This window comes from Bradyrhizobium huanghuaihaiense, from assembly GCF_025200885.1.
Lineage (GTDB): Bacteria > Pseudomonadota > Alphaproteobacteria > Rhizobiales > Xanthobacteraceae > Bradyrhizobium > Bradyrhizobium huanghuaihaiense.
In genome coordinates this window covers 8,929,710-8,951,442 of the sequence record NZ_CP104172.1, presented here as the reverse complement: position 1 = coordinate 8,951,442, position 21,733 = coordinate 8,929,710, and the positions used below count along the sequence as shown (strand labels likewise).

The window sequence follows — 21,733 nt, the reverse complement described above, 5'->3', positions numbered from 1 at the left end:
GCGGCCATTGCCGCCGGTCCGCGCGGCGGGTACATGTGTGCCGCCGCGCCCCGTATGCGGCGACAGACGTAAGACACCTCAGGGATGGAGAGTTCGATGCCGGTCACCCCACACAAGGCCCAGCGCCCCTATCGCGGCGTGTTCCCGGTCGCGCCCACCATCTTCGACGAGCGCGGCGAGCTCGACCTCGAGGGCCAGCGTCGCTGCATCGACTTCATGATCGACGCCGGCTCGCACGGAATCTGTATTCTCGCCAACTTCTCCGAGCAGTTCGTGCTCACCGATGCCGAGCGCGAGACCGTGATGCATGCGGTGCTGGAACAGGTCGCGGGCCGGGTTCCCGTCATCGTCACCACCACCCATTTCAGCTCCGCCGTCTGCGCCGCGCGCAGCAAGCAGGCCGAAGCCGCCGGTGCTGCCATGGTGATGGTGATGCCGCCCTATCATGGCGCGACCTTCCGCGTCCCCGAGAAGGGCATCGTCGAATTCTTCAAGGTGCTTTCGGGCGCGATCAACATTCCCATCATGATCCAGGATGCGCCGGTCGCCGGCACGCCGCTGTCGGTCGAGCTGCTGGCGCGGCTGGCGCGCGAATTCTCCAACATCCGCTATTTCAAGATCGAGGTTCCCGGCGCGGCTGCAAAGCTCCGCAGCCTGATCGAAGCGGGCGGCAAGGACATCGAGGGCCCCTGGGACGGCGAGGAGGCGATCACGCTGCTCGCCGACCTCGACGCCGGAGCCACCGGCGCCATGACCGGCGGCGGCTATCCCGACGGCATCCGCCAGATCATCGATCCCTATTTCGCCGGCGACCGCGAAAAGGCGAAAGCCGCCTATGAACGCTGGCTGCCGCTGATCAACTACGAGAACCGCCAATGCGGCCTGATCGCCTGCAAGGTGATGATGCAGGCCGGCGGCGTGATCAAATCGGAGGCCGTGCGCCATCCCTTGCAGCCGCTGCATCCGGCGACGCGGGCCGGGCTATTGGAGCTCGCCAAGGAGCGCGATGCGCTGGCGCTGCGGTGGGGGAAGTAGGTCTCTCCCCGTCATTGCGAGGAGCGAAGCGACGAAGCAATCCAGACTGTTTCCGCGGAGAAAAGCCTGGATTGCTTCGCTTCGCTCGCAATGACGGGGGACGCCCATTTCGCCCGAAGGCGTCGAATTAGCGCGGTCCGGGCCGTTTCCCGCAGCTCTGCGATGGCATATTGTACGCTTGCCGACCAGGCCACGGAGCATCTCAAGACATCGCGCAACATTTCTTCATTATGCCGCTATCCCGAGCCAGGTTGGAGCGAACCGATAGAACAGGGAGGCAGTGCCATGACGATGAGGCCGGATCCGACCTTTCACGCATCGCCCAAGCTTGCGATGGAAGCACCTGCGGAGAACTTTGCCTACACCTTGCTGCTCAGTCCGGATTTCTCGAAGCCGGACGCTCTCGCGGTCATCGACGTCAAGCCGGGATCGCCGACCTATAGCCAGATCGTTCACACCGTGACGATGCCCAACAAGGGCGACGAGTTTCATCATTTCGGCTGGAATGCCTGCTCCTCCGCCTTGTCGCCTCTCGCCGGACACGCCTTCGTCGAACGGCGCTATCTCATCATTCCCGGGCTGCGCTCGTCGCGGATCTACATCATCGATACCAAGCCCGATCCGACCCAAGCCAAGATCCACAAGATCATCGAACCGGAGGAGGTCTTCAAGAAGACCGGCTACTCGCGGCCGCATACCATCCATTGCGGACCGGACGGCATCTATGTGAGCACGCTGGGCGGCGGCGGTAAGGACGGCACCAACGGACCGCCAGGCGTCTTCATCATGGATTGCGAGACGTTCGAGGTCCTTGGACGATGGGAGATCGACCGTGGTCCGCAGACACTGCATTATGATTTCTGGTGGAATCTGCCGCGCGATTACATGGTGACCAGCGAATGGGCGTTGCCGCCGCAGTTCGAGAACGGGATCGTCCCGGAAGATCTGCTGTCGAATAAATATGGCCATCGTCTCCACTTCTGGGATCTTCGCGCCCGGCGCAACGTCCAGACCATCGACCTCGGGGCCAATCATCAGATGGCGCTGGAGGTGCGACCGGCGCACGATCCGGTTCGCGAGTACGGCTTCGTCGGCGTCGTGGTCGACACCACCAACCTCGAAGCATCGATCTGGACCTGGTGGCGCGAGGGTGGAAAATTCCATGCCGAAAAGACGGCGACGATCCCTCCCGAACCCGCGCCCAAGGAGAAGCTCCCGCCACTGCTTCAGGGATTTGGGGCCGTGCCGCCGCTCGTGACCGACATCGATCTGTCGATGGACGACCGGTTTCTCTATGTCTCGTGCTGGGGCACGGGTGAGATGCGCCAGTACGACGTCAGTGATCCCAGAAAGCCGAAGCTTGCGGGCTCGGTCCATATCGGCGGCATAGCGCGCCGCACCCCGCATCCAAATGGCAAGGCCTTTGCGGCGGGTCCGCAGATGGTCGAGATCAGCCGCGACGGCAGGCGCGTGTACTGGACCAATTCACTCTATTCCACCTGGGACGACCAGTTCTATCCCGATGGCGTTCCGGGCGTGGAGGTCATGGCCAATGTCGGCCGCAACGGCGGCCTCGAGCTCGACAAGGACTATTTCGTGAGCTTCCCGGACGGCTATCGCGCGCACCAGATCAGGCTCGAGGGCGGCGACTGTTCGACGGACTCCTTTTGCTACCCGTCGGTCTAGATTGGACGCATGCGAGCCCGGCCCTCGGCTGGCTGTGGCTCGCGCTTATTGCGAGCGGCCTCTACCACGGCGTCAATCCGGGCATGGGATGGCCGCTCGCCGTTTCGGCCGGGCTCCTGGACAAGAGCCCGCGCGCGCTCTTCCGTGCATTGTGGGCCCTGGCGGCGGGGCATCTCCTGGCAACACTTCTCGTGCTGCTGCCATTCGCGCTCCTGCTCGTGCTGGCCGAATGGCAGCGTCCGATCCAGATCGGCGCGAGCCTTCTCGTCATCGGCTTTGGCGTCTATCGGCTGATCGACCGGCGTCATCCGCGCACGCTGGCACGAATTCCGCCGACGCAATTGGCGCTCTGGTCGTTTGCCGTCGCCATTGCGCACGGCGCCGCGCTGATGCTCGTGCCGATCTATCTCGGGCTCTGCCAGGCCTCCGAGCTCGATGCCGGCCACGAGGCCGCCGGCGCGCTGATGAAGCCAAGTCTTTTGAAGTCAAGTCTGGGGATGGCTGTGCTGGTGTCCCTGGTGCACGTGACCGCCATGGTCGGCGCCGGCGGGTGTCTGGCGTGGCTGGTGTACCGCCATCTGGGATTGAAGTTCGTCTCGCGGAGCTGGTTCAATCTGGATGCAGTCTGGGCGGCCAGTCTCGTTCTGGTCGGCGCGGTGGCGCTCGCCTTCAATCTTGCGAGCTGGCGCTAGGCTGAGAATGTCTCCCCAACGTCATTGCGAGCCACCGGGTCCGCGCGAAGCGCGGCCCGATGACAGGCTCCGCGAAGCAATCCAGACTCTCCTTCTGGAAACAGTCTGGATTGCTTCGTCGCTTCGCTCCTCGCAATGACGGAGGAAGTGCTGACTATCTTACTAACGCCCACTCGCCGATGATGCGAAAGCGCGCCCTGGCGTCATCCTGCCTGAACAGCGCGATGCGGTCGACCGTCAGCGCATCGAGCCTCAAGCGTGCAAACCGCTCCCGCAGCATCTGCAGAATCGACCCGCGCCGCTCCGCATCCAGTCGCCCCGTCAGCGTCATGTGGAAGCGGAATTCTTCCATCACGTAAGGATAGCCCCAGCGGTCGAGATAGTCGCGCTGCCGCTCGCTCAGCTTGTCCGGCTTGCGCCGCGCGCGATCTTCCGCCGTCAGTGGCGCACGAAAGGCGTCGAAGTCGCGGACGCTATCGGTGGCGAGGTCTTGCAGCGATTCGACCGGCTCGGCCGGAATGACGGCGATGAAACCGCTGATGGCATCGACGACGGGGCGGATCACCGGGACCGGCCGCGCCTTGCTCGTGAAGGCGGCGCAGGCGGCCATCAGCTCGGCTTCGGACTTGCCAGGCGCCAGCGCCATCGGCGCCTTCAGCGTGGCGTGAAAGCCATATTTGCGGGGATCGGCGCTGACGTCGCGCCAGTCCGGTGCGACATGCAGTGCTTGCCGCGGAAACGGCAGCTCGTCACCGGTATAGGCATCATAGCCGAGCAGTTCGGCGCCGAAGCGGGAGAGGGCGCTGTCGCTGCCGGCGGCAAAATAGATCGCGTAGCGGGGAAAACCTGTCATCGCCTCAGCATAACCAATTTAGGCCGCGACGATAGCTTCGCGCGGCGCAGCCGCCGCGCTGAGCAGCCGCGTCGCATCGGTGAGATGCACGAGCTTTCCGCCTGAGATCACCGCGACGAGCCGCGGCCGCAACGGCACGCTGTCGTCGACCAGCAGAATATCGGCGCGGCGCCCTTCGGCGAGCTGGCCGCGATCGGTGAGGCCGGTCGCGCGTGCGGGGCCGGCGGAGACCAGATCCCAGGCCTTGGTCAGCGGCAGCACGCCGTCGGCGGCGAGACGGAAGGCGGCGAGCAGCTGTGCGGGATAGTAGTAATCCGACGCCAGCACCGAGCAGAGCCCTTTTGCAATCATGTCGGATGCCCGGGTCCAGCCGGTGTGGCTGCCGCCGCGCACGACGTTCGGCGCGCCGTAGACGATGGCATCGCCGTGGCTTGCCGCTGCGCGCGCCGTCTCTTCGTTGATCGGGAATTCCGCGATGTCAGCGCCCAGCTCGCGAAACTCCTGGCGCATCGCCGGCGTCGCATCGTCATGCGAGAGCATGCGCACTTCGGCTCCGCGGGCTGCGGCGGCGAGCCTCGAAACCGAAGCCGGCACCTCGGCGGCCCGTGCGACCACGCGCTCGACCAGCTTGTCAAAATCCTCAGCTGACAGCCCGGTGCGCTCCACCATGCGGTTGCGCTTGCGCGGCTTGGCCATGTCGGCCACGGTACCGTCCATGTGGTCGTTGAAGGCGAACAGGTCGACGCGGCCCTCGCTGAGCCATTGTGCGATCTCGTCCTCCGCGTCGAGATTGTAGGTCTCATGCCGCAGATGGAAGCGGGTGTCGGCGGCGAATTGCGGGCGCTGCCGCTCGATCGCCTCCATCAGGCCGCGCGCGTTGTCGGCGCTGCGCAGGCCCGGCTCCCACGAGCAGGTCGTGGCGTGAAACACCGTGGTGATGCCGTTGCTGATGGCCTGCCGGTCGCTGTCGGCGAGCGCGACGTCGATCGGGAAGTCGACCCCGGCGCGCGGCATCATCTGCCGCTCGAAGGCATCGCCGTGCAGATCGACGATGCCGGGCAGCACCAGCAGGTTGCGCGCATCGATTGCGAGCCGCGCGCGGCCGCCGGAGGCGTCCACCTCGACAATATCGATACCAGAGACGCTCAGCGATGTTTCGACGATCTCGGTGCCGATCAGGGCCCGGCCGCCTTCAAGGAAAATGTCTGTCACGCGATTGCGCTTTTCTTGCTGCTGCGAGGGGAGCTTGCCCGTGCTTCATACGTGGCGAGGAAATCTTCAATCCCGAGCTTGCGGAAATGGGGCAGGGCTTCACGCAATTTGTCGTGATCCCAGTCCCACCAGGCGAGCCTTGCGAGCCGTCCGGCGATCTCTTCCGAGAACCGCCGCCGCACGATCCGCGCCGGATTGCCGGCGACGATGGTGTAGGCCGGCACGTCCTTGGTGACGATGGCGCCGGCTGCGATCACCGCGCCGGTGCCGATGTTGCGGCCCGGCAGCACGATCGCGCCATGGCCGATCCAGACATCGTGGCCAATATGAACGTGATGCTGGCGCCGCCAGTCGAAGAACTCGGTGTCGTCGCTCTCGCCTTCGAAATAGGCGCTGGAGCGATAGGTGAAATGCGCCTGCGTCGCGCGGTGCATCGGATGATTGCCGGGATTGATGCGCGTCATCGCCGCGATCGAGCAGAATTTTCCGATGGTCGTGTAGGTGATCTGCGAATCGTTCACGACGTAGGAGTAATCGCCCATCGTGACCTCGTGCAGGATCGTCCGCGCGCCGACCTCGGTGTACGCGCCGAGCCTGGTCTCATGCAGCTTCGCGGACGCGTCGATGGTCGGTTGGACCGAAAGCACCTTGCCGGCCATGTTGCGTCCGAACGTTCGAGGGCGGGCGTTCCTCTTCGAGTGGCTTGATGACAATGTCATGACGCAGCGATGACAGGGGATGAGGTGTGTAGGATCGCCGCAGCGCAACGTGCGTGTCACACAAGTGTCAAGCGTCGGCGTTAGCGGTTGGCTCCAGCTACTCTGGAGCTCCTGTATGCTGGTGGTTGAAGGTCTGACGTGCCGCTTTGGTGCAAAAGCCGCGGTGGACGACGCTTCGTTTCAAATCTCCCCCGGCGGTTTCGTCGGTGTGATCGGACGTTCCGGCGCCGGCAAGTCGACGCTGCTCCGGACCATCAACCGCCTGGTGACGCCGACGCAAGGGCGCATCCTGTTCGACGGCACCGACGTCACCGCGCTGCGCGGCAAGGAATTGCGTCAGTGGCGCGCCCGCTCGGCGATGATCTTCCAGCAGTTCAACCTGGTTGGCCGGCTCGACGTTCTCACCAACGTCCTGATGGGACGGCTGGCGACGATGCCGGCCTGGCGCTCGCTGTCGCAGATCTGGCCCGAGCAGGACAAGGCGCTGGCGATGTCCGCGCTCGAGCAGTTCGACATTGCCTCGCTCGCCGCCCAGCGCGCCGACCAGCTCTCCGGCGGTCAGCAGCAGCGCGTCGCGATCGCCCGCGCGCTGGTGCAGCAGCCCGACATCATCCTCGCCGATGAGCCGATCGCCTCGCTCGATCCGCGCAACACCAAGATCGTGATGGACGCGCTGCTGCGCATCAACAAGCACTTCGGTATCACCGTGCTCTGTAACCTGCATTCGCTCGATCTCGCCCGCACCTATTGCGACCGCCTGATCGGCATGGCCGCCGGCCGCGTGGTGTTCGACGGCGCACCGTCCGCGCTGACCGATCACGTCGCGCGCGAGCTCTACGATCTCGAAGCCGCCGACGTCATGGGCGGCATGCCTGTCCCGGCGCCCGAGGGCGTGCCGGCGCTCGGAACCGCCGCGGCCGCCTGAGCCGCGTCGCACCTGTTCAATTGCCAGTTTTGCGTCAACCGACCCCAACCGATGAAGAGGGTATCATGATCACTCGCAGATTAATCCTTGCCGGCGCCGCCGCGCTCGCCTTCACCGCCTCCGCGTCCGCCGAGGACTGGAAGGCCAAATATTCCGAGCTGACCTTCGCCGTCGTCCCGGCCGAGAACGCCTCGGGCGTCACCGAGCGCTGGGCGCCGTTCGTGAGCTATCTCTCCAAGGAGCTGGGCGTGAAGGTCACGCTGCGCATCGCCAACGACTACGCCGCGGTCATCGAAGGCCAGCGCGCCGGCAACATCCACATCGCCAGCTACGGCTCGGCCTCGTTCGCGCGCGCCCGCCTGACCGGCGTCAAGACCGACGCCTTCGCCAACGACATCAACGCCGACGGCTCGACCGGCTACTATTCGGTGTTCTTCGTCAAGGCGAGCAGCGCCTACAAGAAGGTCGATGACCTCAAGGGCAAGAACCTCGGTCTCGTCGACCCGAACTCGACCTCTGGCAACAACGTGCCGCGCTTCGAGCTCGACAAGATGGGCATCCCGGATGCCGACGGCTATTTCAGCAAGGTCGTGTTCACCGGCAGCCACGAGAACGCGATGCTGGCGCTGGCGCAGGGCACGGTCGACGTCGCCGCCAACCAGTGGACCAGCGACGACGATTCCACGCTGGCTCAGATGCTGACCAAGGGCATGCTGAAGAACGCCGATGGTTCGGCGATGAAGAAGGACGACTTCCGCATCATCCACAAGTCGGCGCCGATCATCAACGGCCCCTATGCCTACAATGCCGACCTGCCGGAAGATGCCAAGGCCGCCATCGCCAAGGCGTTCTTCGATGCGCCGGCCAAGGACAAGGCGGCGTTCGACCGTCTCTCCGACGGCCAGAAGAAGGGTTTTCATCCCGCCACCACCAAGGACTGGGATGGCACGATCGAGCTGATCAAGTTCGTCGATGCACTGCGTAAGAAGAAGGCGTCCTGAGCTTTTGGGACGAGCTACTCGAGCCGGGTCGATGGACCCGGCTCTTTCTCTTTCTTGAACCACCACGCGCCCTGACCAGATGACCGTCGCGGTTTCCATCCTCCCCGAGCAGCAACTGGCCGCGCTGAACGCCGCCTATCGTCAGGCGGTCTCGCGCAGGCGGCTTCGTCTCCTGGTGGGAGCCGCGATCTTTGCCGCCGCGCTGGTTCTCGCCGCGATCGGCGCCGAAGTGAATCTGCGCACGCTGTTCACCTATTTCGGCAACTTCGTCAGCTATTTCGACCGCATCCTCACGCTCGACAGCGGCCAGCGGGTCTGGACCGATGTCGGCGAGTGGCTGTGGGGCTGGCGCAAATGGCTGAAGATGCTGGGTGAGACGCTGCTCATCAGCTATGTCGGCACGCTGATCGGCGCGACCTTCGCCTTCGCCCTCAACTTCTTCGCGGCTGAAAACACCTCGCCGTCACCCTGGCTGCGCTTCACGGTGCGGCGCCTGCTCGAATTCGCCCGCACCGTCCCCGGCATCGTGTTCGCCCTGGTCTTTGTGATTGCCTTCGGCCTGGGGCCAATGGCGGGCGTGCTGGCGATTGCAATCCACTCCACCGGCGCGCTCGGAAAACTGTTCTCGGAGATCGTCGAGAATGCCGACATGAAGCCGGTCGAGGGCATTCGCTCGACAGGGGCCAGCTGGCTTTCCTGCATGCGTTTTGCCATCGTGCCGCAGGTGACTGCGGGCTATGCCAGCTACGCCCTGCTGCGCTTCGAGATCAACGTCCGCGAAGCCTCCGTGATGGGCTTCGTCGGCGCCGGCGGCATCGGCCAGGAGCTCGTCGTCGCCATTCGCAAGTTCTACTACTCCGACGTCAGCGCCATCCTGCTCACCATCATCGTCACCGTCTTCATCATCGACATCACCACCGGCTGGCTGCGCGGCCGCCTGTTCGGCAAGGAGGCGCGGACGTGACGCCGCAGGAGGTCGATCCGCGCCAGATGCGCGCCCGCTACCCCGATGTGTTCGACCGCCCGGCCTCGGCGCGGCTCGCGATGCCCGCGATGATCGTCGCGGCGTTCGCGATCCTGATTTATGGTCTCGTCGATCTCGATTTCTCCCCGTCGCGCTTCTTCGCCGGCCTCAGCCAGCTCGGCTGGATCAGCCTGATGATGATCCCGCCGGATCCAGGCTCCTCGCTGCCGATCTACCTGAAGGCGCTGGGCGAGACGCTCTCGATCGCGCTGCTCGGCACCACGCTGGCGGCGGTGTTTGCACTGCCGGTGAGCCTGCTGGCGGCGCGCAACATCGTGCCGTCCAACATCCTGCGCTTCCCGATCCGCCGCTTCCTCGATTCGATCCGCGGTGTCGACACGCTGATCTGGGCGCTGGTCTGGATCAACGTCGTCGGCCTCGGCCCGTTCGCCGGCGTGCTCGCCATCGCCGTGTCGGATTTCGGCGCGTTCGGAAAACTGTTCTCGGAGGCGATCGAGGGCGCCGACCAGAAGCAGGTCGAAGGCATCCGCGCTTCCGGCGGCAGCGCGCTGCACGAGATCCGCTTCGGCCTGTTGCCGCAGGTCCTGCCCGTGATCGCCGGCCAGGTGCTCTATTTCATCGAATCGAACACGCGCTCGGCCACCATCATCGGCATCGTCGGCGCCGGCGGCATCGGCCTCCAGCTCGCCGAGCAGATCCGCGTGCTGGAATGGCAGAAGGTGTCGTTCCTGATCCTGATGATCCTGGTCGCCGTCGCCGCGATCGATTTCATCTCGGGCAAGCTGCGCTTTGCGATCATTGGGCGAAGGGCCGTCGCCTGATCACAGGTGCCGTTGGGTGGGCAAAGCGAAGCGTGCCCACCACTTCTAACGATCGAGAAAGTTCGTGGGCACGGCGCGAAGTGCGCCTTTGCCCACCCTACGGCCCCGGTTTCGTGGAGGAGAGCCCCCTACGATTCCACCAGGAACTCCACCCGCTCCGCGGCGAACCGCGAATGCTTCGTCACCAGCGGCTTGCCGGCGAGATCGTGGTCGGTGGCATCGACCACGAGGATCGGCCGCCCCAGCGGCAGATCGAGCCGCGCGGCGTCGGTGGCATCGACGATGCCGGCGGTGATCCGGGTCGCGCCGCGGCGATAGTCGCGGACGCCGTAATGCTCGAGCAGCTTGGTCATCGAGCGCGTCGCGGCAAACACCTCGCCTGCGCCCGGAAACAATTCGGCTGACAGCCAGGTCGTGGAGACGCAGATGGGCGTGCGATCGGCGAGGCGGATCGCCTCGATCCGCACGAGCGGCGCACCGGTCTTCAGTCCCAGCTCCCGCGCCAGCTCACGCGTCGCGACGTCATTGGTCGCCTCGATCGGCCGGCCATGCGGCTCGCGGCCCTCGGCGCCGACGATCTCGGAAAAGCGCGTGCGCGAGCGCAAGGGATAAGCGAGCTTCTGTGCCTCCACATAGGTTCCGCTGCCGCGCTCGGCGCGCACCAGGCCCCGCTCGGCAAGGGCCGCGAGCGCGCGGCGCACGGTGTGGCGGTTCACGCGATAGGTTTCGGCGATCTCCATCTCGCCCGGCAGCTTGTCGCCGGCGGCGAAGCGGCCGTCGGCGATGCCGCGCTCGATGCCGTCGGCAACGAGGCGCCACAGCGCGACGCCCGAAGAGGCTGTGTCCTGCATGCTCATGTCGTCGGCCAAGCTAGCCCAGAAATCACACCTTTGTCACGAAACAGTCATGGCGCTCCCGTATGAAGTTGTCTATTATCATAGACAACTTCAATTCGGCAAGTTCTGTCAAGGCTCGGTGGATCCGGTGACCCAGCACAATACCCAGCAAGCCCAGCGCAAGGCCGCCATGGCCGTGCTGGCGCACGCGGAGGCGGGCGAGATCGCCGCTCGCCTCCGCGATCTCGCTCTGCCGGCTCATCAGGATCTGCGTGCGCCGGAGAACGGTCTCGTGATGCTGCGTGGCCGGGTCGGCGGCGACGGCGCCCCGTTCAATCTCGGCGAGGCCACGGTGTCGCGCGCGGCGGTGCGGCTTGCGAGCGGCGAGGTTGGTTTCGGCTACACGCTCGGACGCGACGGTGAAAAGGCGCGGCTGATCGCGCTGTGCGACGCGCTGGTGCAGTCCCGTGATTTCGGTGCAGCCGTCGAGCGCAGCGTTATCGCGCCGTTGCGCGAGCAGCTTATGGTCAGGCGGACGCGGGCGGCGGAAGAGACCGCCGCGACGAAGGTTGATTTCTACACCATGGTGCGCGGTGAGGGGTGAGATCATGACCACGATTGCGGAACTGCCGCCAGGCTTCGCCGACAAGGTGCTGTCGGCGCAATCGACCTTTCGTTCGGTCATGGACGCGATGGCGCGGCCGGGCTCGGTCCAGCGCATCGTGCCGATGGCCGGAGCGCCCGGCGTGATGATGCGGGGCACCGCGGCGATCGCACTGACGCTGTTCGACCACGACACGCCGCTCTGGCTCGATGCGCGGATGGCGGAAAGCTCGGACGTGACGAAGTGGCTCAAATTCCACACCGGCGCGCCGGTCGTGCAGGATTCATCGGTCGCTTCATTTGCGCTCATCAGCGACGGCGGTGCGCTGCCCGCGCTCGAGCGCTTCGCGCTCGGCACGAGCGAGTATCCGGACCGCTCGACCACGGTGATCATCCAGGTCGACAGCCTGAACTCCGGGCGCAGCTTCGAGTTGCGCGGCCCCGGCATCGACGGGGTGGCGGCGCTGCATGCGTCGATCAAGCCTTTCGACCTGTTCGAGCGCCTGCGTATGAACGAAGCGCTGTTTCCGCGCGGCATCGACGTGGTGCTGGTCGCCGATGACGCCGTGGTCGCGATCCCGCGCACCACGCGCGTCGTGAGCAAGGGAAGCTAGAAGCATGTATGTCGCAGTCAAAGGCGGCGAACGCGCCATCGAGAACGCCCATCGCCTGCTCGCACATAAGCGGCGCGGCGATCAGGGCGTTGCGGAAATCTCGCTCGACCAGATCTCGGAGCAGCTCGGCCTCGCGGTCGATCGCGTCATGAGCGAGGGCTCGCTCTATGACCGCGAGCTTGCGGCGCTCGCGATCAAGCAGGCACGCGGCGATTTGATCGAGGCGATCTTCCTGGTCCGCGCCTTCCGCGCCACCCTGCCGCGCTTCGGCACCAGCGAGCCGGTCGACACCGGCGCCATGCGGGTGCAGCGTCGGGTGTCGGCGACCTTCAAGGACATTCCCGGCGGCCAGATCCTCGGGCCGACCTTCGACTACACGCACCGTCTGCTCGATCCCTCGCTCGCCGAAGGGTTTGTGCCGGAGGTGCCGGCGGCGGCTGAAGCCTCCACCGCGCCGACACCGCGCGTCACCGACATTCTCGGCCGCGACGGGCTGATTGAATCCTCGCCGGAGGCAGAGGACGGCGCCGCCGTCGGCGATCTCACCCGCGAGCCGCTGAATTTTCCGGCCGACCGCGACCTGCGCCTGCAAAACCTTGCGCGTGGTGACGAAGGCTTTCTGCTCGCGATGGGCTACTCCACGCAGCGCGGCTATGGCCGCAACCATCCCTTCGTCGGCGAGATTCGCTTTGGTGAGGTCGAGGTCGAATTCGCGGCCGAGGACGTCGGCTTCGCCGTGCCGCTCGGCGCGATCGAGCTCACCGAGTGCCAGATGGTCAACCAGTTCAAGGGTTCTGCGACGGAAGCGCCATGCTTCACCCGCGGCTATGGCCTCGCCTTCGGCCAGAGTGAGCGCAAGACCATGTCGATGGCGCTGGTCGATCGCGCGCTGCGTGCTCGCGAGCTCGGCGAAGAGGCGCTCGCCCCCGCGCAAGACGAGGAATTCGTGATGTCGCATTCCGACAACGTCCAGGCGACCGGCTTCGTCGAGCACCTGAAGCTGCCGCACTATGTCGACTTCCAGTCCGAGCTCGGCCTGCTGCGCAAGCTGCGTCAGGAGTTTGCCGAGGCCAATGCGCCCGATGCCATGAAGGAGGCCGCGGAATGAACGCGCCCGCCTACAACTTCGCCTATCTCGACGAGCAGACCAAGCGGATGATCCGCCGCGCGATCCTGAAGGCGATCGCGATCCCCGGCTATCAGGTGCCGTTCGCCAGCCGCGAGATGCCGATGCCCTATGGCTGGGGCACCGGCGGCGTGCAGGTGACGGCCGCGATCCTCGGACCCCAGGACGTGCTGAAGGTGATCGACCAGGGCTCCGACGACACCACCAATGCGATCTCGATCCGCAAGTTCTTCGCCAAGACCGCCGGCGTTGCGACGACGACGGCGACGGACGAGGCAACGGTTATCCAGACCCGTCACCGCATCCCGGAGACGGCGCTGCACGCAAATCAGGTGCTGGTCTATCAGGTGCCGATCCCGGAACCCCTGCGCTTCCTCGAGCCGCGCGAGACCGAGACGCGGCGCATGCATGCGCTCGCCGAGTACGGCCTGATGCATGTGAAGCTCTATGAGGACATCGCCCGCTTCGGCCACATCGCCACAGCCTACGCCTATCCGGTCAAGGTCAACGCGCGCTACGTGATGGACCCGTCGCCGACGCCGAAGTTCGACAACCCCAAGATGGACAATTGCCCGGCGCTGCAATTGTTCGGCGCCGGCCGCGAGAAGCGCATCTATGCGATTCCGCCTTACACGCAGGTGGTGTCGCTCGATTTCGAGGACCACCCGTTCGAGCCCTACCGCTTCAATGCGCCCTGCGCGCTGTGCGGCGCGGAAAACTCCTACCTCGACGAGATCGTCACCGACGACAAGGGCGGGCGCATGTTCGTCTGCTCGGACACCGACTATTGCGAGGGACGTCAGGCCGCCGGCCATCACGGCAGCCTCAGCGCCGCGCCGTACAAGGAGAAGGCGGGCTCACATGGTTGATCTCGATACGTCCGACAACGACCAGCCGCTGTTGGTCGCCGAGTCCTTGAGCAAGTCGTTCGGCCGCATCGCCGCCTGCCGCGAGGTGTCGTTCTCGCTCTATCCGGGCGAGGTGCTGGCGATCGTCGGCGAATCCGGCTCGGGGAAGTCGACGCTGCTGCAAATGCTGTCGGGCCAGCTTGCGCCGAGCGCGGGCCATGTCTCGTATCGCATGCGCGACGGCGTCACCCGCGACCTCGCGACGCTGGGCGAAGCCGAGCGGCGCTTCCTGTTCCGCACCGATTGGGGTTTTGTCCATCAGGATCCCGCGCAGGGCCTGCGCATGGCGGTCTCGGCCGGGGCCAATGTCGGCGAGCGGCTGATGGCGGTCGGCTGGAATCACTACGGCCGAATCCGCGACACCGCGTCCGACTGGCTCACCCGCGTCGAGATCGATACCGCGCGCATCGACGATGCGCCGCGCACCTATTCCGGCGGCATGCGCCAGCGCCTCCAGATCGCACGCAACCTCGTCACCGAACCGCGGCTTGTGTTCATGGACGAGCCGACCGGCGGCCTTGACGTATCGGTGCAGGCCCGCCTGCTCGACCTCCTGCGCAGCCTCGTCGCCGAGCTGAACCTCGCCGTCATCATCGTCACCCACGATCTCGCGGTGGCGCGCCTCTTGTCGCACCGTGTGATGGTGATGAAGGGCGGCCGCGTCATCGAGACCGGCCTCACCGACCAGGTGCTCGACGATCCGCGCGAGCCGTATACGCAACTCCTCGTCTCCTCGATTTTGCCGCCATGAGCATTCCAATGACCGCCATGATCGACATCACCGACGCCGGCAAGACCTTTACGATGCACCTGCAGGGCGGCATCGAGCTGCCCGTCGTCAGCGGCGTGACCTTCGACGTCAACCCCGGCGAATGCGTCGTGCTCTCTGGACCCTCGGGCGCCGGCAAATCCTCGATCCTGAAGATGATCTTCGGCAATTACCGCTGCGATAGCGGCCGCATCGGCATCCGCCACCGCGGCGCAGTGGTCGATCTCGCCACCGCGGAGCCGCGGCAGGTCCTCAATATCCGCCGCGCCACCATCGGCTATGTCAGCCAGTTCCTGCGCGCGGTGCCGCGGGTTGCGACTATCGACGTCGTCGCCGAGCCGCTGATCGTCAACGGCATGGCTCGCGCCGATGCGCAAGCTCGCGCCGGCAGCCTGCTGCATCGTCTCAACATCCCAGAGCGGCTCTGGCAGCTTCCGCCCGCGACCTTCTCCGGCGGCGAGCAGCAGCGCGTGAACATCGCGCGCGGCTTCATCTCCGACCTGCCGATCCTGCTGCTGGACGAGCCGACCGCATCGCTCGATGCCGCCAACCGCACTGTGGTGGTCGAGCTGGTTGCCGAGAAGAAACGCCAGGGCGTTGCCATGGTGGCCATTGTCCATGACGACGAAATCCGTCATCTGATTGCCGACCGTATCGTTGACGTCACCAGCTTTGCCGCCGCCGCCTGAAGGACATGGAAATGAAGCCGAAGGACACATTGATTGCCAACGCCAGGATCGTCCTGGCCGACCGGGTGATCGAACAGGGCTGGCTCGCGCTTGCCGGTGGACGCATCGCAGAGATCGGCGATGGGACTGCACCCGCGGGCGCCGAGGATGCCGGCGGCGATTTGATCATGCCCGGCCTGATCGAGCTCCACACCGACCATCTCGAGGCACATTACGTGCCGCGGCCAAAGGTGTTCTGGAATCCGGTCGCCGCCGTGATCTCCTATGACGGCCAGCTCGCGACCTCGGGCATCACCACCGTGTTCGACTCGCTTCGGGTCTGGCGCGAGGACGGCGCCGAGGAGGTCGATGGCCGCGCCGGCGTGCTCGCCGCCGCCATCACCACCGCGCGCGAGGCCAGCCTGCTGCGCGCCGACCACTTCCTGCACCTGCGCTGCGAAATCCCGATGCCGAGCGTGGTGGAGGAAGCCAAGGAGCTGATCGACCGTCCCGACGTCAAGCTGATGTCGCTGATGGACCATACGCCCGGCCAGCGCCAGTTCCGCGACGAGGTCAAGCTGCGCGACTATTATCGCGGCAAGGGCGGCGGCAAGACCGATGCCGAGCTCGACGAGCTGTTCGCAAAGCGCTTCGAATATCAGAGGCTTTATGCCGCGGCCAACATGCGCGAGATCGTGGCGCTGGCCCATGAGTACAGGATCCCTCTGGCCAGCCACGACGACACCACCGAGGAGAACGTCGCGGACGCCGTGCGCGATCGCGTGTCGGTGGCGGAATTCCCGACCACGCTGGAGGCTGCGCGCGGCCTGCACCAGGCCGGCATCGACATCCTGATGGGCGCGCCCAACGTCGTGCGTGGCGGCTCGCATTCCGGCAACATCGCCGCCGTCGATCTCGCGCGCGAAGGCCTGCTCGACATCCTGTCGTCGGATTACATCCCGTCGAGCCTGCTGATGGCCGCGCTGCAATTGCCGGAGCATGTGCCCGCGATCAGCCTTCCGGCGGCGGTTCGCACCGTGACGAAGGCGCCCGCCGAGGCGGTCGGCCTCACCGACCGCGGCGAGGTCGCGACCGGCAAGCGCGCCGATTTGATCCGCGTGCATGTCGCAGGCCACGTTCCCGTGGTCCGCAGCGTCTGGCGCGAAGGATACCGCGTCGCATGAGCGAGATCGCGACCACGACGCAGGATGAAGCGGGTGCGACCGGCCCCGGCCGGCTCGTGCTCGTGGTCGGCCCCAGCGGCGCCGGCAAGGATACCTTGCTGCGGCTGGCGCAAGCGGCCTGCAGCGACGATCCCGACATCGTCTTCCCGCGCCGTGTCGTCACGCGCGCCTCCTCCGCCGACGAGGACAATATCGCGATGGGCCAGGACGACTTCCGCCGCGCGCGCGAGCACGGCGACTTCGCCGTGCACTGGGAGGCGCATGGGCATTCCTATGCGCTGCCGCTCGAGATCAACGACGACATCCGTGCGGGCCGCGCGGTCGTCGCGAATGTCTCACGCACCGTGATTGCCGCGCTGCGCCGGGCCTATGCCAATGTCGTGGTGGTCGCGATCACGGCGCCGCCGGATGTGCTGGCACAGCGGCTCGCCGCGCGCGCCCGGCACAGCGACGGCAACATCGCGGAGCGGCTGTCGCGCAGCGTCGACGATGCGTCGGCGCAGGCCGATGTCACCATCCTCAACGCCGGCAGCGCGGAGTATCACAGCCGCCAGCTGGTGCGCGTGATCAGGAATGAAGGCTGGCACGAATAGCTGGCGCAACAAGGAGAGCGTGGAAGATGACGGTGATCGAAACGGTCGAACAGCTTGAAGCCATCTACGGCGTCACCAATGACGCCTCGACCGTGAAAGTCGCCGACCACGTCACCCCGCTCTACCGCATCTTCATCGAGAAGGCGCCGTTCGCCGCGCTCGCCACCATCGGGCCCGAGGGCATCGATTGCTCGCCGCGCGGTGATCTCCCCGGCTTCGTCCGCATTCACGACCCCAGGACGCTGATGCTGCCGGACCGCCGCGGCAACAACCGGGTCGATTCCCTGCGCAACATCGTGCGCGATCCCCGGGTGTCGCTGATGTTCCTGATCCCCGGCTCCGGCAACGCGGTGCGCGCCAACGGCCGGGCGCATCTCTCTGTTGATCCGGAGCTGCTGGCCTCGTTCAAGGTCGAGGGCAAGGCGCCGCGCAGCGTCATGGTGATGAACGTGGATGAAATCTACTTCCAGTGCGCCCGCGCCATCGTTCGCTCCGATCTCTGGAACCCCGACAAGCGCGTCGATCCCAAGACACTGCCGACCCCGGGCCAGATCCTCGCCGAGATGAGCCAGAACAAGGTCGGCGGCGCGGAGTACGATCGGATCTGGCCTGAGCGTGCCGCCGCGACGATGTGGTGAGGGTCCGCGCCCTCTCGTCTCCCTCGCCCCGCTCTTGCGGGGAGAGGGCGGGGTGAGGGGCCTCTCTCGACACGTGAGATCGTCGTGGGACCTGTACCCCCTCACCCAGATCGCAAGAGCGATCCGACCTCTCCCCGCAAGCGGGGAGAGGTGAAGGAAGCCGCCGCCCCTAATTAAACGCCATCCCCCCGCTCAGCGCGATGGTCTGCCCGGTCATGTAGGCATTGTCGACCAGCAGCATCACCGCTTTCGCCACCTCATCCGCCGTGCCGAAGCGGCCGAGCGGGATGCGGCTGGCGAGCTGGGGCTGGCCGCTCATCATGTCGGTCTCGATCAGCGACGGCGCCACCGCATTGACGGTGATGCCTTCCTTCACCAGCCGCGCCGCATAGCCTCGCGTGAGGCCCTCCATGCCGGCCTTGGATGCATTGTAGTGCGGGCCGATCGAGCCGGCACCGCGCGCCGCGCCCGAGGAGATGTTGATGATGCGGCCCCATGTCCTTGATCGCATCGACGGCAGCACCGCCTGCGTGCACAGGAACACCGATTTTAAATTGACCAGGATGGTGCGGTCGAAATCATCCTCGGTGAGATCGTCGACGCCGCGCGTGATCGCGATGCCGGCGTTGTTGACGAGAATATCGACCGGCCCCAGCCCGGCCGTGACGCGCTCGACCATTTCGGCCACGGCTTCGGCTTGCGAGACGTCGGCGGCGACGACGATGGCGCGGCCGCCCTGCTTGCCGATCTCGCCTGCGAGCTGTTCGGCCTGGCCGATTCTCTCGCGGCAGTTGATCGCGACCGCTGCACCTGCTTCGGCCAGCGCACGACAGACGGCGGCGCCAATTCCGCGCGAGCCGCCGGTCACGATCGCTGTGCGCCCCTTCAGAGCATCCGCCATGCCTAAAACCTCCCAAATCATCGGCCGTCCGGTTGCTCGAAGCGTATCATGCTTGACGCCCGCGCGCGTTGAACTCATCGCGAGATGAATCCGTCTGTCAGCGCTTGCGGCGAGAGAAGCGCCCGAGCGCGCCGGTCCCAAATATGGATAGCCATTTCATTGACCAATCGCGCCAACCGCTCGATATTCGGAGCAGTAGAGACTGCTCCGCGAGCTTGAAACCGCGATATGAGAATCGACCACCAGCGCAATCAGAACGACATGCAGGCATGCATGACGCGGCGCTGTTTCTCGGCGGCAACAGGCGCCTTTTGTTGTTGCTGACCGCCTCCTAGCAACACCTCACACCGCAAATCCCAAGACAGGAACGCCGAATTTCGGCGAATGAGCAGTCATGTCCCAGACCCAGTCGAACGCCTACATTATCGAGATCCACGACCGCGCCGCCGGCATCATCACGAGAGATGATCGCGGCTTCCGGTTCTTTTCCTCCGAGCGCCTGTTCGACAGCCTCGAAGGCCGCCAGTTCCGTTCGGCCCGCGAGGCCGAGCGCGCCGCCCGTGCCGTGTTCTCCGAGCGTAGCCGTCGCGCGAGCTCGCAACTCTTCGCCAACTGATCCCACCAAAAGGACCGAGTCATGATCACCCGACGACACATCCTTGCAACGACGCTCCTGCTCGCGACCAGTCTGGCTGCACCCGCGCGCGCCGAGGACAAGCCGGCGGAAATCCGCATCGGCACGCAGAAGGGCGGTTTCTTCCCGGCAGTGCGCCAGCGCCAGACACTGGAAAACGCGTTCAAGCCTCTGGGCATCGAGATCAAGTGGGTCGATTTCCAGTTCGGTCCGCCGCTGCTGGAAGCCATCAATGTCGGCAGCGTCGATTTCGGCTATGTCGGCGACTCTCCACCGATCTTCGCGCAGGCCGGCGGCGCCAAGATCCGCTACGTCGCCGCGGTGAAATCGGACGGCAACACCCAGGCGATCATCGTGCCGAAGGACTCGACCATCAAGACGTTGGCCGATCTCAAGGGCAAGCGCGTCGCCTTCGGCAAGGGATCGAGCGCGCATAATCTCCTGGTCGCGGCGCTCGAAAAAGCCGGCCTCTCCTGGTCCGACATCACGCCGGCGCCGCTCGCGCCGGCCGATGCGACCGCCGCCTTCGTCAAGGGTTCGGTCGATGCCTGGTCGATCTGGGATCCGTATCTCGCGCTCGCCGAATTGAAGGAGCACGCGCGCGTCATCGCTTTCGACAAGGACGTGCACAAGCCGAATGCGTTCTACATCGCCAACACGGATTTCGTGGAGAAGTATCCGGCGCTGGTCGCGAAGCTCAACACGACCTTCGCGTCCGAAGGCGTCTGGGCCAACGAACACCACGAGGACGTCGCCAAAGCGCAGGCGGACGCGACCGGCGTTGACATCGAGGCCGTCAGGCGTTTCGTGGATCGCTCCAACTTCCGCGTCGTGCCGCTGGATGCCGAAATTGCCGCCAGCCAGCAGGCCGTCGCCGACCGTTTCGCAAAGCTCGGCCTGATCCCGAAGCCGGTCAACATCTCCGACATCGTCTGGAAATGGACGCCGGGCTCGTGAACCGGCGCGACTGATCAGCTCCGGCGGCGCGCCCTGGTGCGTGCCGCCTTCTTTGCGGCGGCGGAGCGGACCTTCGATCCCTTGGTGTGGCTCGCTTTCCGCGCGGCGGCTGAGCGTGACGCTGCGGTTCGCCGGCTTGCAGCCCGCTTGGCCTGCTTCGACAGCGCGCCGCGCGATGCGGTCGACCGCGGCTCCTTCTTCAGGACGTTCTCGACGGCGCGCGACACTTTCGGCCGACGCTTCGGCGTGCGCTTGCCCTGGCCGACCTCATAGGCGTATTTGGCGCTGCGGCGCGTCGCCTTCCTGGTGCGTCCCTTGCGCGGTGGCGGCAGATCGACACCGGCGCGGCGCGCCTCGGAAAGGCCGATGGCGATGGCCTGCTTGGTCGAGCGCGCGCCGTGCTTGCCCTTCCTGATCCTGTCGATCTCGTCCTTGACGAATTCGCCGGCCTGCGTGCTGGCCGACTTGCCGGCGCGCTTGTCCTGCCTGGCTTTACGAATGACTTCCTGTCTTGGCATGGTCGAGTTCCCCTTCTTGATTCAGAGGGATGTCTGACCGCAACGCGCAAGGCGGGAGATCGATCCGCTTAGTTCCTCAGCGCCGCCAGCAGCTCATCCGGGCGTTCGGCCATGATCATGTGGCCGGCGCCGGGCACCACGACGGTCTTCGCATGCGGGATCGCGGCCGCAAGCGCCTTGCCGGCCTTGGCCGGCGTCATCATGTCCCGTTCGCCGAGAATGAGCGTCGTCGGCACTTTCACGCTTGCCGCAGCGGGAAGCGCATTCGCGTAGGCATTGCAGGCCGACAAATCCCTGAACAGCACGCCCGGCTCGCAAGCCTTCAGCACGGCCTGCGCGCCGCCATGCATCCACAGACCCGGCGCGAGGCTGCCGCCGAGTTCCGCGTTGAAGCCGAGGCCCCAGATCGCGACCATGTCGTTGGCATCCTGCGAATTGGCCTCGGCGGCTTTCAACAGATCCGGGCCGACCGTCATGGTTGCGGCGGTGCCGATCAGGCTGAGCGCAGAGACCTTGTCGGGGTGCCGCGCGGCGGTCTCCAGCGAGATCAGCGACCCCATGGAGTGGCCGATCAGATGCGCCTTCGCAGCTCCCGCCGCATCGAGCAGCGCCGCCGTCCAGTCGGCCATCTCTGCGATGCTGCCGAGCGAAGGGCCCGCCGAGCGGCCGTGGCCGGGCAGGTCGGGCGCGAGAACGGAAAAACCGTGATGGGCGAACCAGCGCGTATGCAGTGCCCAGGTCGAATGATCGAAGCCGGCACCATGGATGAAGACGACCGCGGGCAGGGACTTGTCGAAGTCGCGGCCCCCGGTTGCGACAAACACATCGGTGCCGTTGACGGAAAGCTTCATGGTG

At 65.7% G+C, this 21,733-nt stretch carries 25 protein-coding genes; 18 read left to right on the top strand and 7 right to left on the bottom strand.

Translation table 11 applies throughout. From position 1 onward, the window contains the following. The first annotated feature begins 96 nt into the window (after positions 1-96). From N2603_RS41750 to N2603_RS41740, 3 genes are all read left to right on the top strand, one after another. A complete protein-coding gene (locus N2603_RS41750; protein WP_260386764.1) occupies positions 97-1,035 on the top strand; it encodes a dihydrodipicolinate synthase family protein in 939 nt (312 codons plus the stop codon). Positions 1,036-1,320: 285 nt separating this feature from the next. Beyond that, positions 1,321-2,721: a selenium-binding family protein gene (locus N2603_RS41745; RefSeq protein WP_260386763.1), complete on the top strand. Its 1,401-nt coding sequence runs from the start codon at positions 1,321-1,323 to the stop codon at positions 2,719-2,721. An 83-nt stretch (positions 2,722-2,804) separates the two neighbouring features. Continuing rightward, positions 2,805-3,413, top strand: a complete 609-nt coding sequence (locus tag N2603_RS41740) for a hypothetical protein (protein WP_260424408.1) — start codon at positions 2,805-2,807, stop codon at positions 3,411-3,413. 154 nt (positions 3,414-3,567) lie between these two features. On the opposite strand, the gene N2603_RS41735 is transcribed toward N2603_RS41740, so the two are convergent. Genes N2603_RS41735 through N2603_RS41725 form a run of 3 tightly spaced genes read right to left on the bottom strand, consistent with a single transcriptional unit; the run spans position 3,568 to position 6,137 of the window. Next, positions 3,568-4,266 (bottom strand): DUF1045 domain-containing protein, encoded by a 699-nt coding sequence (locus N2603_RS41735; protein ID WP_260386762.1) that lies wholly within the window; start codon positions 4,264-4,266, stop codon positions 3,568-3,570. Positions 4,267-4,284: 18 nt separating this feature from the next. Beyond that, positions 4,285-5,478: an alpha-D-ribose 1-methylphosphonate 5-triphosphate diphosphatase gene (locus N2603_RS41730; RefSeq protein WP_260386761.1), complete on the bottom strand. Its 1,194-nt coding sequence runs from the start codon at positions 5,476-5,478 to the stop codon at positions 4,285-4,287. After that, entirely contained in the window at positions 5,475-6,137 is a 663-nt protein-coding gene (locus tag N2603_RS41725) for an LbetaH domain-containing protein (protein WP_260386760.1), read from the bottom strand. The genes N2603_RS41730 and N2603_RS41725 overlap by 4 nt, the downstream gene beginning before the upstream one ends. Before the next feature lie 175 nt (positions 6,138-6,312). Here N2603_RS41725 and phnC point away from each other — a divergent pair, with 175 nt between their 5' ends. From phnC to phnE (N2603_RS41705), 4 genes are all read left to right on the top strand, one after another. Next, a complete protein-coding gene (gene phnC, locus N2603_RS41720; protein ID WP_018646363.1) occupies positions 6,313-7,122 on the top strand; it encodes a phosphonate ABC transporter ATP-binding protein in 810 nt (269 codons plus the stop codon). 65 nt (positions 7,123-7,187) lie between these two features. Beyond that, the gene (phnD, locus tag N2603_RS41715; protein ID WP_260386759.1) at positions 7,188-8,123 is read left to right on the top strand and encodes a phosphonate ABC transporter substrate-binding protein; all 936 of its coding nucleotides are present in this window, start codon (positions 7,188-7,190) and stop codon (positions 8,121-8,123) included. A 79-nt stretch (positions 8,124-8,202) separates the two neighbouring features. Next, positions 8,203-9,087 (top strand): phosphonate ABC transporter, permease protein PhnE, encoded by an 885-nt coding sequence (gene phnE, locus N2603_RS41710; protein WP_260386758.1) that lies wholly within the window; start codon positions 8,203-8,205, stop codon positions 9,085-9,087. A 26-nt stretch (positions 9,088-9,113) separates the two neighbouring features. Continuing rightward, on the top strand, positions 9,114-9,929 hold the full coding sequence (gene phnE / locus N2603_RS41705) for a phosphonate ABC transporter, permease protein PhnE (RefSeq protein ID WP_260424407.1): 816 nt from the start codon (positions 9,114-9,116) through the stop codon (positions 9,927-9,929). 128 nt (positions 9,930-10,057) lie between these two features. Here the strand turns inward: phnE (N2603_RS41705) and phnF are convergent, their stop codons facing one another. Continuing rightward, positions 10,058-10,786 carry a phosphonate metabolism transcriptional regulator PhnF gene (gene phnF / locus N2603_RS41700; RefSeq protein WP_260386757.1) on the bottom strand — a complete coding sequence of 243 codons (729 nt, stop codon included), beginning with the start codon at positions 10,784-10,786 and terminating at the stop codon, positions 10,058-10,060. A gap of 118 nt (positions 10,787-10,904) precedes the next feature. Here phnF and phnG point away from each other — a divergent pair, with 118 nt between their 5' ends. From phnG to N2603_RS41655, 9 genes are read left to right on the top strand one after another with little or no spacing between them, the layout of a single operon-like run. Then, a complete protein-coding gene (gene phnG, locus N2603_RS41695) occupies positions 10,905-11,369 on the top strand; it encodes a phosphonate C-P lyase system protein PhnG (protein ID WP_260424406.1) in 465 nt (154 codons plus the stop codon). Positions 11,370-11,373: 4 nt separating this feature from the next. After that, a complete protein-coding gene (gene phnH, locus N2603_RS41690; protein ID WP_260386756.1) occupies positions 11,374-11,982 on the top strand; it encodes a phosphonate C-P lyase system protein PhnH in 609 nt (202 codons plus the stop codon). A 4-nt stretch (positions 11,983-11,986) separates the two neighbouring features. Continuing rightward, on the top strand, positions 11,987-13,090 hold the full coding sequence (locus N2603_RS41685; protein WP_260386755.1) for a carbon-phosphorus lyase complex subunit: 1,104 nt from the start codon (positions 11,987-11,989) through the stop codon (positions 13,088-13,090). Then, complete coding sequence (locus tag N2603_RS41680; RefSeq protein ID WP_018646371.1) at positions 13,087-13,977, top strand: alpha-D-ribose 1-methylphosphonate 5-phosphate C-P-lyase PhnJ; 891 nt, start codon at positions 13,087-13,089, stop codon at positions 13,975-13,977. The genes N2603_RS41685 and N2603_RS41680 overlap by 4 nt, the downstream gene beginning before the upstream one ends. After that, complete coding sequence (phnK, locus tag N2603_RS41675) at positions 13,970-14,767, top strand: phosphonate C-P lyase system protein PhnK (protein WP_260386754.1); 798 nt, start codon at positions 13,970-13,972, stop codon at positions 14,765-14,767. The genes N2603_RS41680 and phnK overlap by 8 nt, the downstream gene beginning before the upstream one ends. Before the next feature lie 8 nt (positions 14,768-14,775). After that, positions 14,776-15,474, top strand: coding sequence for a phosphonate C-P lyase system protein PhnL (phnL, locus tag N2603_RS41670; protein WP_260386753.1), 699 nt, complete (start codon positions 14,776-14,778; stop codon positions 15,472-15,474). Between the two features lie 5 nt (positions 15,475-15,479). Continuing rightward, positions 15,480-16,637, top strand: coding sequence for an alpha-D-ribose 1-methylphosphonate 5-triphosphate diphosphatase (locus N2603_RS41665; protein WP_260386752.1), 1,158 nt, complete (start codon positions 15,480-15,482; stop codon positions 16,635-16,637). Beyond that, positions 16,634-17,230 (top strand): phosphonate metabolism protein/1,5-bisphosphokinase (PRPP-forming) PhnN, encoded by a 597-nt coding sequence (gene phnN / locus N2603_RS41660; RefSeq protein WP_260386751.1) that lies wholly within the window; start codon positions 16,634-16,636, stop codon positions 17,228-17,230. The genes N2603_RS41665 and phnN overlap by 4 nt, the downstream gene beginning before the upstream one ends. A gap of 26 nt (positions 17,231-17,256) precedes the next feature. Then, on the top strand, positions 17,257-17,868 hold the full coding sequence (locus N2603_RS41655) for a pyridoxamine 5'-phosphate oxidase family protein (protein ID WP_260386750.1): 612 nt from the start codon (positions 17,257-17,259) through the stop codon (positions 17,866-17,868). A 169-nt stretch (positions 17,869-18,037) separates the two neighbouring features. Here N2603_RS41655 and N2603_RS41650 read toward each other — a convergent pair whose 3' ends face one another. Beyond that, complete coding sequence (locus N2603_RS41650) at positions 18,038-18,769, bottom strand: SDR family NAD(P)-dependent oxidoreductase (RefSeq protein WP_260386749.1); 732 nt, start codon at positions 18,767-18,769, stop codon at positions 18,038-18,040. 394 nt (positions 18,770-19,163) lie between these two features. Here N2603_RS41650 and N2603_RS41645 point away from each other — a divergent pair, with 394 nt between their 5' ends. Both N2603_RS41645 and N2603_RS41640 read left to right on the top strand, forming a co-directional pair. After that, a complete protein-coding gene (locus tag N2603_RS41645) occupies positions 19,164-19,385 on the top strand; it encodes a hypothetical protein (protein WP_018646378.1) in 222 nt (73 codons plus the stop codon). A 21-nt stretch (positions 19,386-19,406) separates the two neighbouring features. Further along, the gene (locus N2603_RS41640) at positions 19,407-20,360 is read left to right on the top strand and encodes an aliphatic sulfonate ABC transporter substrate-binding protein (RefSeq protein ID WP_260386748.1); all 954 of its coding nucleotides are present in this window, start codon (positions 19,407-19,409) and stop codon (positions 20,358-20,360) included. Positions 20,361-20,374: 14 nt separating this feature from the next. On the opposite strand, the gene N2603_RS41635 is transcribed toward N2603_RS41640, so the two are convergent. Both N2603_RS41635 and N2603_RS41630 read right to left on the bottom strand, forming a co-directional pair. Continuing rightward, the gene (locus N2603_RS41635) at positions 20,375-20,878 is read right to left on the bottom strand and encodes a DUF6496 domain-containing protein (protein ID WP_260386747.1); all 504 of its coding nucleotides are present in this window, start codon (positions 20,876-20,878) and stop codon (positions 20,375-20,377) included. Between the two features lie 68 nt (positions 20,879-20,946). Then, positions 20,947-21,729, bottom strand: a complete 783-nt coding sequence (locus tag N2603_RS41630; protein ID WP_260386746.1) for an alpha/beta fold hydrolase — start codon at positions 21,727-21,729, stop codon at positions 20,947-20,949. Positions 21,730-21,733: the final 4 nt, after the last annotated feature.